Annotated in this window: 13 protein-coding genes; all 13 read left to right on the forward strand. The window is 41.9% G+C overall.

The genetic code is table 11. The annotated features are described in order from the left end of the window. Nucleotides 1–37 precede the first annotated feature (37 nt). The 13 genes from tsf (at nt 38) to AC0VYH_RS10100 (ending at nt 14,797) form a co-directional block, all read left to right on the forward strand. The gene (gene tsf, locus AC0VYH_RS10040) at nt 38–919 is read left to right on the forward strand and encodes a translation elongation factor Ts (RefSeq protein WP_430242671.1); all 882 of its coding nucleotides are present in this window, start codon (nt 38–40) and stop codon (nt 917–919) included. Between the two features lie 73 nt (nt 920–992). Further along, nucleotides 993–1,718: a UMP kinase gene (gene pyrH / locus AC0VYH_RS10045; protein ID WP_194221419.1), complete on the forward strand. Its 726-nt coding sequence runs from the start codon at nt 993–995 to the stop codon at nt 1,716–1,718. A 1-nt stretch (nt 1,719) separates the two neighbouring features. Next, nucleotides 1,720–2,277, forward strand: a complete 558-nt coding sequence (gene frr / locus AC0VYH_RS10050) for a ribosome recycling factor (RefSeq protein WP_194221420.1) — start codon at nt 1,720–1,722, stop codon at nt 2,275–2,277. 91 nt (nt 2,278–2,368) lie between these two features. Next, nucleotides 2,369–3,136: an isoprenyl transferase gene (locus AC0VYH_RS10055; protein WP_194221421.1), complete on the forward strand. Its 768-nt coding sequence runs from the start codon at nt 2,369–2,371 to the stop codon at nt 3,134–3,136. 21 nt (nt 3,137–3,157) lie between these two features. Beyond that, nucleotides 3,158–3,964 carry a phosphatidate cytidylyltransferase gene (locus AC0VYH_RS10060; protein ID WP_194221422.1) on the forward strand — a complete coding sequence of 269 codons (807 nt, stop codon included), beginning with the start codon at nt 3,158–3,160 and terminating at the stop codon, nt 3,962–3,964. A 31-nt stretch (nt 3,965–3,995) separates the two neighbouring features. Continuing rightward, nucleotides 3,996–5,144, forward strand: coding sequence for a 1-deoxy-D-xylulose-5-phosphate reductoisomerase (dxr, locus tag AC0VYH_RS10065; protein ID WP_430242668.1), 1,149 nt, complete (start codon nt 3,996–3,998; stop codon nt 5,142–5,144). Nucleotides 5,145–5,159: 15 nt separating this feature from the next. Continuing rightward, nucleotides 5,160–6,413 (forward strand): RIP metalloprotease RseP, encoded by a 1,254-nt coding sequence (gene rseP / locus AC0VYH_RS10070; RefSeq protein ID WP_475368917.1) that lies wholly within the window; start codon nt 5,160–5,162, stop codon nt 6,411–6,413. A gap of 42 nt (nt 6,414–6,455) precedes the next feature. Beyond that, a complete protein-coding gene (locus tag AC0VYH_RS10075) occupies nt 6,456–8,075 on the forward strand; it encodes a proline--tRNA ligase (RefSeq protein WP_475368918.1) in 1,620 nt (539 codons plus the stop codon). Between the two features lie 80 nt (nt 8,076–8,155). After that, complete coding sequence (locus AC0VYH_RS10080) at nt 8,156–12,445, forward strand: PolC-type DNA polymerase III (RefSeq protein ID WP_194221426.1); 4,290 nt, start codon at nt 8,156–8,158, stop codon at nt 12,443–12,445. Nucleotides 12,446–12,603: 158 nt separating this feature from the next. After that, complete coding sequence (rimP, locus tag AC0VYH_RS10085) at nt 12,604–13,074, forward strand: ribosome maturation factor RimP (RefSeq protein ID WP_430242657.1); 471 nt, start codon at nt 12,604–12,606, stop codon at nt 13,072–13,074. Nucleotides 13,075–13,093: 19 nt separating this feature from the next. Further along, a complete protein-coding gene (nusA, locus tag AC0VYH_RS10090) occupies nt 13,094–14,203 on the forward strand; it encodes a transcription termination factor NusA (RefSeq protein WP_475368919.1) in 1,110 nt (369 codons plus the stop codon). Between the two features lie 24 nt (nt 14,204–14,227). Continuing rightward, nucleotides 14,228–14,491 carry an RNase P modulator RnpM gene (rnpM, locus tag AC0VYH_RS10095; protein ID WP_475368920.1) on the forward strand — a complete coding sequence of 88 codons (264 nt, stop codon included), beginning with the start codon at nt 14,228–14,230 and terminating at the stop codon, nt 14,489–14,491. Beyond that, nucleotides 14,492–14,797, forward strand: a complete 306-nt coding sequence (locus AC0VYH_RS10100) for a YlxQ family RNA-binding protein (protein ID WP_194221429.1) — start codon at nt 14,492–14,494, stop codon at nt 14,795–14,797. The last annotated feature ends 8 nt before the right edge of the window (nt 14,798–14,805 follow it).

Here is a 14,805-nt window from a genome sequence, read left to right on the forward strand (position 1 = left end):
GTATGATTACATATCATAATTCAAGGAGGAATTACTAATGGCAGTAACAGCTCAAATGGTAAAAGAATTGCGTGCACAAACTGGTGCAGGTATGATGGATTGCAAAAAAGCTCTAACAGAAAACGACGGTGACATGGACAAAGCAATCGACTGGCTTCGTGAGAAAGGTATTTCTAAAGCAGCTAAGAAAGCTGACCGCGTAGCAGCTGAAGGTCTTGCAACGATCGCTGTTGAAGGTAACAAAGCAGTAATTGCTGAAATTAACTCTGAAACTGACTTCGTTTCAAAGAACGAAAGCTTTATTTCACTAATCAATGATATTTCGCATCACCTCCTTAGTACGAATCCTGAGTCTGTGGACGCAGCTCTTGAAAGCAAAATGGAAAACGGACAAACCGTTACTGAATTCATTAACGACAAAATTGCTAAAATCGGCGAGAAGATTTCTCTTCGTCGTTTCCAAATCATTGAGAAAACTGACGCTGACGCATTCGGCGCATACCTACACATGGGTGGACGCATTGGTGTTCTAACACTTCTTGAAGGCACAACTGACGAAGAAGTTGCGAAGGACGTTGCTATGCACACTGCAGCAGTTAACCCTCGTTTCGTATCTCGTGATGCTGTTCCAACTGAAGAAGTTGAACGCGAGCGCGAAGTATTGAAGCAACAGGCTCTTAACGAAGGTAAGCCAGAGAAAATTGTTGAGAAAATGGTAGAAGGCCGTATCAACAAATTCTTCGAAGAAATTTCTCTAGTTGATCAGCCGTTTGTTAAAGACACTGATCAAAAAGTTGGTAAGTACGTTGAATCTAAAGGCGCTACTGTAAAAGGCTTCATCCGCTACGAAGTTGGCGAAGGCATGGAGAAACGTGAAGATAACTTCGCTGAAGAAGTTATGTCTCAAGTGAAGAAGTAAAACAATGATAGGGAACACGTTGTGTTCCCTATTTTTCAAGAACAAATACTGATAAACATGCTGGAGGGTTAAAATGAGCGGAGCCAAGTATGAACGCGTTGTGTTAAAATTAAGCGGAGAAGCTTTGTCGGGTGGAGAAGGTCAAGGGATTTCACCGACAATCGTACAGTCAATCGCATCTCAAGTGAAAGAAATTCACGAAATGGGTGTGGAAGTGGCTGTCGTCGTTGGCGGAGGAAACATCTGGCGTGGTAAAGTAGGCAGTGAGATGGGAATGGACCGTGCTACTGCTGATTATATGGGGATGCTTGCAACAGTTATGAATTCACTAGCTATGCAGGATAGCCTTGAGAATATTGGAGTTGAAACACGTGTTCAAACTTCAATCGAAATGAGACAGGTAGCTGAGCCATATATTCGTCGTAAAGCGATTCGACACCTTGAGAAAAAACGCGTTGTCATTTTTGCGGCTGGTACGGGTAATCCATACTTCTCAACAGATACGACTGCTGCATTGCGTGCGGCAGAAATTGAAGCAGATGTTATTTTAATGGCGAAGAACAACGTAGACGGAGTTTACACAGCCGATCCTACAGTTGACGCTACTGCGAAGAAGTATGACACCCTTTCTTACCTTGATGTACTTAAGGAAGGCTTAGCTGTAATGGACTCCACAGCTTCTTCACTTTGTATGGATAATGACATTCCACTTGTTGTCTTTTCCATTATGGAAGAAGGAAACATTAAGCGCGCCATTTGCGGCGAAGAAATTGGAACAGTTGTAAAGGGGAGAAATTAAGATGACGAAAGAAATCTTGAAAAACGCTGAAGAACGTATGCAGAATGGAATTTCAAGCTTGAAGCGTGAGCTAGCAACACTAAGAGCTGGAAGAGCAAATGCTTCTCTACTTGATAAAATTCAAGTTGACTACTACGGTGCTCCAACACCAGTTAACCAGCTTGCTGGTATTTCTGTTCCGGAAGCACGTATGCTACTAATCCAACCTTATGATAAGACTTCAATCGGCGAGATCGAAAAAGCAATTCTTAAATCAGATCTTGGCTTAACACCTTCAAATGATGGGAATGTTATTCGTCTAACGATTCCAGCTCTAACAGAAGAGCGTCGTAAAGATCTTGTGAAACTCGTTAAGAAGTATGCGGAAGAAGGCAAAGTCGTGCTTCGCAACATTCGCCGCGATGCAAATGATGAGTTAAAGAAACAAGAAAAAGATGGCGATATTACAGAAGACGAGCTTCGCCGTGGCAACGACGATGTCCAAAAGCTTACTGACAAGTATGTAGCTGAAGCTGACAGTGTTGCGACTGATAAAGAAAAAGAAATCATGGAAGTCTAATTCAATAACATGTAAAATAAGATAATAAAAGGACCCTCTTTTCCCACAGGGGGTTTTTTTGTTAAGTAAGTGACACAATGGAGGATTTGCAATGCTTGGGAAGTTCTCGAACTGGATGAGAAAGAATGAAGATGAGGAACATTTAGAAATTAACACATCTGCAAATATCCCAGGACATATTGCGATCATTATGGATGGCAATGGACGCTGGGCGAAGAAGCGAGGTCTCCCGCGTGTGGCTGGCCACCGTGAAGGCGTTAAGGTTGTAAAGAAAATCGTAAGAAAGGCGAATGATCTGGGTGTTCAATATTTAACCCTGTATGCCTTTTCGACCGAGAATTGGAAACGACCAAAGGAAGAAGTAGACTTTTTAATGAAGCTCCCTGAGCAATTTCTACTTAGCCACCTGCCAGAATTGATCGAGCAGAACGTTCAAGTTAGAATTATGGGAGAACGAGAACAGCTGCCCCCCCATACGTTCAAAGCCATAAGCAAGGCAGTGAAAGAGACGAAAGACAATACCGGACTCATTCTTAACTTCGCGCTTAACTATGGTAGTCGTCATGAAATGAAAACAGCGATGCAGCGGTTATTAAGTGATGTAAGAAAGGGGATACTGACGGAAGAAGAGATTACGGAAGAGAAGATTTCTTCGTATTTACTCAGTAGCCAGTACCCGGACCCGGATTTATTAATAAGGACAAGCGGAGAAATTCGCTTAAGTAACTTTATGCTCTGGCAGTTAGCTTATACTGAACTTTGGTTTACGGAAGTTCTTTGGCCTGATTTTACAGAGCACCATTTTATTGAGGCCGTACAGGAATACCAGCGAAGAGGAAGACGTTACGGCGGGGTGTAAGTGTAGGAGGACATTAACGTAATGAAACAACGTGTTATTACGGGTGTGATTTTTGGCGCCCTTTTGTTAGGAATGATTATTGTAGGAGACTGGCCATTTATCATTTTGATGGCGCTTGTTGCCACTGTTGGAATGGTCGAACTGTTACTAATGAAGAAAATCACATTGGTTTCACTTCCTGGATTACTTGCTATCGTCGGAACGTGGATTCTTGTTATGCCTGACGACTGGATTGCGTCATTGACGTCGTCTGTATTCACCAAGATTGACCTCTTGTTCTTCGGCTTGCTTATTTTGCTTGCTATGACTGTCCTTACGAAGAATAAGTATAGTTTTGATGAAAGTTCATTTATTATGATGGCTTCGTTATATGTCGGTCTAGGTTTCTATTATTTTACAGCGACACGGTACCTGGGAGAAAATAATTTAGATGGTATGATTCATTTATTTTTCATTATTTTTCTTATATGGGCGTCTGACTCTGGCGCATATTTTGTAGGACGATCGCTCGGAAGGAAAAAGCTATGGCCTCATATATCTCCGAACAAAACGGTTGAAGGTGCAGTTGGCGGCGTTGTAATGGCAGTTCTTGTTGGCGTTGTTTTTCAATTGATTTATCCGGTGTATGATTCCATGATAGTTGTTTTGATCGTCTCCGTTCTAACTTCTGTTTTTGGACAGATAGGTGACCTTGTTGAATCAGCATTCAAGCGTCATTACGGAGTGAAGGATTCAGGCAGTATCTTGCCAGGGCACGGAGGGATACTTGATCGATTTGATAGTCTAATATTCGTTCTCCCTCTTCTGCATTTACTTAACCTGGTTTGATGAAACAGAGTAGATTGGAGGAACGGGTCGTTTGAAGAAAATAAGCTTATTGGGAGCATCTGGTTCTATCGGTATTCAGACTCTCGACATTGTGAGAATGCACCCTGACATGTTTTCTCTTGTAGCTGTTTCAGTAGGGAAAAATGTTCAAAAAGCGGTGGAAATAGCAGAGGAATTTAAGCCAAAGCTATTATCTGTTCAAAAGAAAGAAGATGCTGACTCGCTCAGAAGAACAATTTCAAGAAAGACAAAGATTGTCTATGGAGATGAAGGATTGCTAGAAGTAGCCTGTCATCACGATTCAACCGTTCTTGTAAATGCTATTCTCGGCAGTATCGGACTTTCTCCGACCCTTTCAGCGATTGAACAGGGAAAAACGATTGCTATTGCAAATAAAGAAACGCTTGTAACTGCTGGGCATCTCGTAACAGAGGCAGCCAAACGACATGGATCTGCCCTTCTGCCAGTAGATAGCGAACATTCAGCATTGTTTCAATGCTTGAATGGTGAAAAACAAGATCAAATGGAGCGCCTCATTCTTACAGCATCAGGTGGAAGCTTCCGTGATAAAACACGTGAAGAACTTGTAGGAGTTAGTGTGAATGATGCCTTAAATCATCCGAACTGGTCCATGGGTGCTAAGATTACCATTGATTCAGCTACAATGATGAACAAAGGCCTTGAAGTGATTGAAGCGCACTGGCTGTTTGGAACACCTTATGATCAGATTGATGTATTGCTTCATAAAGAAAGTATTATTCACTCGATGGTAGAGTACATAGACGGTAGTGTCATGGCCCATCTAGGTACTCCGGATATGCGAATTCCAATTCAGTATGCACTTAGCTATCCTGATCGACTTGAAATCAGAAATGCAAAACGGTTAAACTTATGGGAAGTTGGTAAGTTACATTTTGAGAAGGTTGATTACGACCGCTTCCGCGCATTAAAGTTAGCTTATGAAGCTGGCCGCGCCGGTGGTTCACTCCCAGCCGTCATGAATGCGGCAAACGAAACGGCCGTTGCAGCATTTCTGGAGGGAAAGATCGATTTCTTAACGATCGAAGAGCTCGTAGAACAGGCGATGGAAAACCACAGTATCGTTCAAAATGCATCGCTTGAAGAAATTCTTGCTGTAGATTCTGAAACAAGATTACGAGTTCAGTCATTAATTAAATAAAGGTGGTAAGTGGATATGAATACTGTGATTTCGATCATTATCATATTCGGAGCACTTGTCTTTTTCCATGAATTGGGTCACTTGCTCCTGGCAAAACGTGCAGGAATCTTGTGCCGAGAATTCGCCATAGGCTTCGGACCGAAAATTTTCACAATCAAGAAAGGTGAGACGGTTTACACGATCAGACTTCTGCCGCTCGGTGGATTTGTTCGAATGGCCGGCGAAGATCCTGAAATGATTGAATTGAAACCTGGACAGCGTGTTGGGCTTCTGTTTAATGATCAGAATAAAGTTGAAAAGGTTGTTATCAATCAAAAATCAGCTTACCCTAATTTAAAAGAAGTAACGGTTGAAGAAGCCGACCTTGAGCGTGGGCTTTATATTAAAGGATACGAAGACGAAGATGAACCAGCTACGGTATTCTCAATTGATGAAACATCTCATTATGTGATGGATGGATCTGAGTTTCAGATTGCGCCGTTTGATCGTCAATTCGGTTCAAAGTCGCTTTGGGACCGTTTCCTGGCCATTTTTGCTGGCCCAGTTATGAACTTTTTACTTGCGATTGTTATTTTCATCACGCTAGGCTTATTACAAGGGACGCCAACGAGCCAGGTTAACGAAGTCGTTGAAGGCAGTCCAGCTGAGCAAGCCGGTATGATGAATGGTGATGTTATTACTGAAATTAATGGGACTGAAATAACAGGCTGGAATAAGATGACGTCTATTATTCAGGATAACGCAAATAATCAACTAGGATTTAAAGTAGATCGTGAAGGTGAATCGGTCTCTTTATCCATTACTCCAGAAAAACAAGAGCTTTCTGAAAATCAATCTGTTGGTCGTATTGGGGTTTCCCCAGAATATCAAGTGGATTTCTTAGACTCTATCGTTTTTGGTTTTACATCAACGTATGAATTCGGAAAGGCCATATTCGTAGGACTTGGCCAGCTTGTAACGGGGCAGCTTTCCATCGATGCTTTCTCAGGACCTGTAGGAATTTATAGTTACACAGAAGAAGCTGCATCTGGAGGGCTCTATGTTCTCATGAGATGGGCTGGTTTCTTAAGTATTAACCTTGGTATTTTTAACTTATTGCCACTTCCTGCACTTGATGGAGGAAGACTACTATTCATCGGTGTGGAAGCGTTACGTGGCAAGCCAATTGATCCGCAAAAGGAAAGCTTAGTTCACTTTATTGGCTTTTCGTTTCTCATGTTACTCATGCTAGTAGTGACATGGAATGATATCCAACGCTTCTTCCTATAGGAGCCACGGGACCCGTTTTAAGAATGAAATGAGGTGCAGTAGATGAAACAATCTAAATATTTTAATCCAACCCTTCGAGATAATCCAGCTGATGCCGAAATTAAAAGTCATCAGCTCCTTGTCAGAGCGGGTTTTATACGTCAAAATGCTTCAGGTATTTATTCATACCTACCATTAGGAAAGAAAGTACTAATGAAAATTGAAGAAGTCATTCGAAAAGAGCTTGATGAAACTGGTGCACAGGAATTATTAATGCCAGCGATTCAACCTGCTGAGCTATGGCAGGAAACGGGGCGATGGGACGTTTACGGTCCTGAGCTAATGAGACTAAAGGATCGCCACGGTAGACCTTTTGCTCTCGGTGCTACTCACGAGGAGTTAATTACAAGTCTTGTTCGCGATGAGTTGAAATCATACAAGCAATTGCCGGTGACTCTTTATCAGATTCAAACAAAGTATCGTGATGAGCGTCGTCCACGCTTTGGTTTGCTTCGAGGAAGAGAGTTTATTATGAAAGATGCCTACTCTTTCCATTCTTCTGAAGAACAGCTTGATGAAGCCTACAATAATATGCATAGTGCTTATAGTCGAATCTTTAGTACCCTGGGCTTGAATTTTCGTCCTGTTGTGGCTGATTCGGGTGCAATGGGTGGTAAAGATACAGAAGAATTTATGGCATTATCTAGCGTTGGGGAAGATACGATCGCATATAGTGATTCTTCAGATTACGCTGCCAATATTGAAATGGCAGAAGTTCATGTAGCGTATGAGAAATCGGACGAGCCAGAGGCACCTTTAACTAAAGGGGAAGGCGAGGCTTCGTTAGAACGCCATATCCGTACTTCTCTTATCAAGGTAGAAGATGAGACCGTTCTTGTTCTTGTAAGAGGGGATCATGAATTAAATGACATCAAGGTTAAGCACCTATTCGCAACGGACATCGTAGAAGTCTTGAATGAAGAAGTTGATGTGAAAGAATTTAACGGCAAGGTTATTGCAGACAATGCAGTTAAAGCCATCGTCAACGGATCAATTAGTGGTAAACATGCTTATCAGAATGTTAATCCAGATCGAGACCTTTCCATTACAAGTTATGAAGACCTTCGTTTTATTCAAGAAGGAGATCCTTCTCCAGATGGCAATGGAACGATTGTTTTTGCGGAAGGCATTGAAATTGGCCAGGTGTTTAAGTTAGGAACAAAATATAGTGAAACAATGGGCGCTTCTTATCTTGATGAAGGCGGGAAAGCTAAGCCTATTATGATGGGTTGTTATGGGATCGGCGTTTCACGAACGCTTGCCGCGATCGCTGAGCAAAATGCAGATGACAATGGGCTGAAATGGCCTCTTGCTGTAACACCATTTCATGTTCACTTGATTACAATCAACGTGAAAGATGCTGATCAAACAGCTCTATCAGATCGTCTATATGAATCTCTACAGAATGAGCGTTATGATGTTCTTTACGATGATCGAAAAGAGCGTGCAGGTGTGAAGTTTAAAGATGCGGATCTCGTCGGTCTTCCATTACGCGTAATCGTTGGTAAGAAAGCAAACGATGAGATCGTGGAAGTGAAGCGAAGAGATACTGGAGAGTCAATTGAAGTATCAGTTGATAACTTGAACGAGACAATCCAGCAGCTTTTAACACAAATGAACTAAAATTGTGGATAGGTGCCAGTGGTACCTTCCACCTTTTTTTTCGTTACCTTTACGCATTTTTAAGAAGGAGGAACAATTGAATGGACCAGGATTTAAACATAAGAAAAGAACGTCTCCAACTGCTCCTTCAACAAATATCGATTCCTGATAAATTCGTTGATTATTTTAGAGATGGGTACATTTCGAAATTAACTGTATACAAAGAAACGAGAAAATGGCATTTTGATTTTCATTTTCCAGACGTTCTTCCGTTTCATGTATATGAACTATTTCGCAGTCGTCTGCAAGATGGATTAAAGCACATCGCTACAGTGACTTACGGAATCTCCACAGATAGTGGAGGAAATGAAGAATTAGCAATGGCATACTGGGACAATGTCGCTGAACTGATGAAAGAGCATTCGGCATCCCTAACAGCTGTATTGAAAAGTCAAACGCCTAAAATAAGTGGAAATAAGCTTATTGTAACGGTTCGTAATGAAACGGAAGCTGCAATCGCAAGACGAAAGCTATCTGGTCCTTTGTCAGAATGTTATACGCACGCTGGATTTCCGAAGTACATGCTTGAAGTAGAAGTTAAGGCTTCTGAACAGGATTATCAAAAATTTGTTGAACAAAAACAACAAGAAGATCAATCTAAAATGATGGAAGCCTTGATCGAAAAAGAAAAGGCAGATAAATCTTCAAGTAAAAACGTTCCAGATTCTCTTGTCATTGGTTACAAGATCAAAGAAGATCCAGTACCAATCGAAACTATTCAGGACGAAGAACGACGCATTGCTGTTCAAGGTTATGTCTTCCATGCTGAAACGAAAGAGCTTAGAAGTGGACGAACGCTATTAACGTTTAAAATAACGGACTACACGGATTCAATCCTTGTGAAAATGTTCTCCCGCGATAAAGAAGATGTTCCGATTTTAGAAGCAGTAAGAAAAGGAATCTGGGTGAAAGTACGCGGTGGGATCCAGAATGATACGTTTGTACGCGATCTTGTTATGATCGGAAACGACTTAACTGAAATCAAACCTGATTTACGAGTAGATGAGGCGCCTGAGGATGAAAAGCGTATCGAGCTACATGCTCACACGCAAATGAGTCAAATGGACTCCGTCAGTTCAACAGGGGAACTGATTACACAAGCAGCTAAATGGGGACATCCCGCTATCGCCATTACGGATCATAATGTTGTACAGTCATTTCCCGATGCATATGCAGCAGGACAAAAGAACGGTATAAAGGTTATCTATGGTTTAGAAGCAGACCTTGTGGATGATGGGGTACCGATGGCATACAATGAAGCTGATCGTGACCTTGAAACGGGTACTTACATTGTTTTTGACGTGGAAACAACCGGACTTTCGGCTGTTTATAATAAAATTATCGAGTTAGCAGCAGTGAAATTGAAAGATGGAGAAATCGTTGATAAGTTTGAGCGATTTGCTAATCCGCATCATCCTCTTTCCTCAACAACCATTGAACTAACGGGGATTACGGACGATATGGTCATGAACGCCCCTGAAATTGAAGACGTCTTAAAAGACTTCCACGAATTCATGGGAGATGACATTCTTGTTGCTCACAATGCTAGCTTTGATATGGGCTTCTTGAATGTAGGGTTACGTAATATTGGGTTAGGAGAAGCAACAAATCCAGTAATTGATACCCTTGAGCTTGCTCGTTTTCTCTATCCAGAAATGCGAAACCATCGCTTAAATACGCTTTGTAAAAAGTTTGATATCGACCTTACTCAGCACCACAGAGCGATTTATGATGCGGAAGCAACAGGGTATTTATTGTGGAAATTGGTGAAAGATGCACTTGAGCGTGAAATTACAAACCATAATATGCTGAATGATAATATGGGGCAAACTGGTTTCCAACGTACGCGTCCATCGCACACGATCATATTGGCGCAAAATGACGTAGGTTTAAAAAACTTGTTCAAGCTCGTTTCCCTTTCTCACATTGATTATTTCTACCGAACTGCACGTATTCCTCGTTCTAAGCTTGAGAAATACCGCGAAGGTCTGCTGATCGGTTCAGGCTGTGACAAGGGTGAAGTTTTTGAAGGGATGATGCAAAAGTCACCTGAAGAAGTAGAGGACATCGCGAAGTTTTATGACTATCTGGAAGTGCAGCCGCCACAAAATTACATGCATTTAATCGAGAAAGAACTTGTTCAAGATGAAATGGCGTTGCGTGAAATTATTGGTAAGATTGTTAAGCTTGGTGAGAAGTTAAATAAGCCAGTCGTCGCTACTGGTAACGTTCATTATCTCGAGCCAGAGGATCATATTTATCGTAAAATTCTTATTAAAGCACAGGCGGGTAACCCATTAAATCGCCAAACGTTACCTCAGGTTCATTTTAGAACGACGAACGAAATGCTTGATTGCTTCCATTTTCTTGGGGCAGATAAAGCGAAGGAAATTGTCGTACAAAAACCACAGCAAGTAGCCGACATGATCGATGACATTAAACCGATCAAAGATGATCTATTCACACCTCGAATTGAAGGTGCCGATGAAGAAATGCGTGAGATGAGCTATAACATGGCTCGAAGCATTTATGGTGATGAACTGCCAACAATAGTGGAAGAGAGACTTGAAAAAGAGCTAAAAAGTATTATTGGTCATGGATTCGCCGTTATCTACTTGATTTCTCATAAGCTAGTTAAGAAGTCACTAAACGACGGCTATCTCGTTGGTTCACGTGGGTCTGTAGGTTCTTCATTTGTTGCCACTATGACTGAAATTACTGAAGTGAACCCATTACCACCTCATTATGTTTGTCCATCTTGTAAGAAGTCACAGTTCTTTGATGACGGTTCTGTAGGATCAGGGTTCGATCTTCCAGACAAATCATGCGAAGATTGCGATGTACCTCTTACAAAAGACGGACATGATATACCGTTTGAGACGTTTCTTGGGTTTAAAGGTGATAAAGTACCCGATATTGATTTGAACTTCTCCGGGGAATATCAGCCGCGTGCCCATAATTATACGAAGGAACTGTTTGGAGAAGACAATGTATTCCGAGCAGGAACAATCGGTACAGTCGCTGAGAAGACGGCGTACGGTTATGTAAAAGGATATATGGGAGACCATGACCTTCACTATCGAGGGGCTGAAATTGATCGTCTCGTGTCGGGGTGCACAGGAGTAAAACGTACCTCTGGGCAGCATCCGGGTGGTATTATCGTAGTACCTGATTATATGGACATCTACGATTTTTCACCTATTCAGTTCCCAGCAGATGATAAAACATCCGCATGGAAAACAACCCATTTTGATTTCCATTCGATCCACGATAATCTGTTGAAGCTTGATATACTTGGGCACGATGATCCTACGGTTATTCGTATGCTTCAAGATTTAAGTGGAATTGATCCGAAAACCATCCCAACAGATGACGCTGAAGTGATGAAGCTCTTTAGTGGAACGGAATCTCTTGGAGTGACACAGGATCAAATTATGTGTAAAACAGGAACTTACGGAATCCCAGAATTCGGAACACGATTCGTTCGTCAAATGCTAGAAGATACGAAACCTAGTACATTTTCTGAGCTCGTTCAGATTTCAGGTCTTTCCCACGGTACTGATGTGTGGTTAGGTAATGCACAGGAATTGATTCAAGCTGGTACTTGTAACCTTAGTGAAGTAATTGGTTGTCGTGATGATATTATGGTTTATTTGATCTACAAAGGCCTTGACCCGTCCCTCGCATTTAAAATTATGGAGTTTGTGCGAAAAGGGAAAGGATTGCAAGAAGAGTGGGTAGCTGAAATGAAGAAACATGATGTGCCGGACTGGTACATTGATTCGTGCTTGAAGATCAAGTATATGTTCCCGAAAGCTCACGCAGCAGCATATGTGTTAATGGCTGTTCGGATCGCTTACTTCAAAGTTCACCATCCAATTCTTTTCTATGCAGCATACTTTACCGTAAGAGCCGATGACTTTGACATTGATACGATGGCGAAAGGATCCAACGCGATTCGCGCAAAAATCGAAGAAATCAATGAAAAGGGACTTGATGCTTCACCGAAAGAGAAAAACCTATTAACCGTGATGGAGATTGCGCTTGAAATGTCAGAACGTGGCCTCCGCATGCAGAAAGTAGATCTTTATCGATCAAAAGCGGCTGAATTCGTAGTCGATGGAGATTCGCTCATTCCTCCATTTAACTCTCTTCCGGGAGTAGGGACGAATGCAGCGATCAATATTGAAAACTCCAAAGAAGCCGGTGAATTTTTATCAAAAGAAGATTTACAGCAGCGAAGCAAGATTTCAAAGACTGTACTTGAGTACTTGGATGATCATGGATGTCTTGAAGGACTTCCAGATGCGAATCAACTTAGCTTATTCTAATGAGGCGCCTTCGCTTCTCTGTTGAATTGGTTATATGAGTATGGTATAGTAATTGTGGAAATACTAGTGAATACACACGCGACGGAAGAGTGGGGCTATCCCACTCTTTCGTTTTCGATTGGGACCCTGCTGTACAGGATCAGAAAGGAGGACAACCAATGAACGAAAATGTGATTACGGTTACTGAAGAACTAGTAAAACCAATAGTAGATGAAATGAACTTGGAACTTGTAGATATAGAATTCACACAAGAAGGCAAGAATTGGTTTCTCCGTGTCTATATCGATTCTCCTCGAGGCGTTGATATTGAGGAGTGCGGGATAATTAGCGAAAAGCTAAGTGAACAGCTTGATAAACAAGATCCAATTACACAACCATACTTCCTTGAAGTTTCTTCACCTGGTGCAGAACGTCCGCTCAAAAAACGTACGGACTTTGAGAAGGCAGTTGGCAAGCAAGTCTATGTTACAACCTATGAACCATTTAATGGTGAAAAGAGCTTTGAAGGTGTACTTTCGGACTTCGATGGAGAAATGGTTGTTATTGATCAGCGAGTGAAAACAAGAATTAAAAAGGTAGAATTACCTTATGAAAAAGTAGCAAGCGCAAGGCTTGCGGTTGTTTTTTAATTAAAGGGGAGAATGAAAAATGAAGAGTAGTGAGTTATTAGATGCGCTAAATATTCTTGAAAAAGAAAAGGGCATCAGCAAGGATATTATCGTTGAGGCGATTGAAGCAGCGCTTATCTCAGCATATAAGCGAAACTTCCATCAGGCGCAAAACGTTAGAGTTGACTTTAATCAGGATACAGGTTCGATCCGAGTATTCGCTCGAAAAGATGTCGTAGAAGAAGTGGAAGATTCTCGTCTTGAGATTTCACTTGAAGATGCGAAAGACATTGATCGCCAATATGAATTAGAAGATATCGTAGAAATTGAAGTAACGCCTCGTAATTTCGGTCGTATCGCAGCTCAAACAGCGAAGCAAGTTGTTACTCAGCGTGTCCGTGAAGCAGAACGTGGGATCATATTTAGCGAATTTATTGAACGCGAAGACGATATCATGACAGGAATTGTTCAGCGTCAGGATCATCGTTTTATTTATGTTGACCTCGGTCGTATCGAAGCACTTCTCCCTGCAGGTGAACAAATGCCGAACGAAACGTATCATTCCCATGATCGTATCAAGGTATATGTGACAAAAGTTGAAAAAACAACCAAAGGGCCACAGGTGATGGTTTCGAGAACTCATCCTGGTCTTCTTAAGCGTTTATTTGAACTTGAAGTACCGGAAATATTCGATGGAACGGTTGAAGTAAAGTCCATTTCTCGAGAAGCCGGGGATCGTTCAAAGATTGCGGTTCACGCAGAAGATCCTGAAGTTGATCCGGTTGGCTCATGTGTAGGACAGCGTGGTCAGCGTGTACAAGCGATTGTCAATGAGCTTAAAGGTGAGAAAATTGATATCGTAAGCTGGTCTGAAGACATAGTTGCATACGTAGCAAATGCACTAAGCCCTTCAAAAGTACTTAAAGTAAATGTAGACGAAGAAAATAAAATGACTCAAGTTATCGTACCTGACTATCAGCTTTCACTTGCAATCGGGAAGCGTGGCCAAAACGCACGTCTTGCTGCGAAGCTGACTGGATGGAAAATCGATATTAAGAGTCAATCTGAAGCGGAAGAGCTTGGCATCTATAGTGCTGATGAAGCTCCTCTATTCGAAGAGAATGACGTGGAAGATTCTGAGCTAGATTAAGCAAGATCAGGAGAGGTGTCCATCGTGCAAAAACGTAAAATTCCGATGCGGAAATGTGTCGCCTGTCAAGAAATGAAGCCTAAAAAAGAGCTTGTTCGAATCGTTCGTTCGCCTGAAGGGGTTATATCGATCGATCAAACGGGTAAAAAGAATGGACGGGGCGCATACCTTTGCAATAAAGAAGAGTGTTTCGTACTTGCTAAGAAGCGAGATTCTTTAGCGGCTCATCTAAAAGCAGAAGTGACGGAAGATATTTATGCTGACCTCGCAGAATCGCGGTCAAATTAAATGAAGAATAAGAATTGGGAGTCACTGTTAGGACTCGCTCAGCGCGCTGGCAAAGTCGTGTCTGGAGAAGAACTTGTGGTGAAGGAAATTCAGCGCAAGAGCGCAAGACTCGTATTAGTTGCGAGCGACGCATCTGATAACACAAGAAAGAAAATAACGGATAAAGCAACTACTTATAAAGTCCCAGTATGTTTTGTAACAGGGCGCTATGAGCTTGGACATGCAATTGGCAAAGTTCAACGAGTCACGATAGCCGTTACTGATGCAGGGTTTGCGAAGAAGCTCCACGCAATGCTCGATCAATAACTCGGGGG

It is taken from the genome of Anaerobacillus sp. QJM3NY_32 (assembly GCF_056173645.1).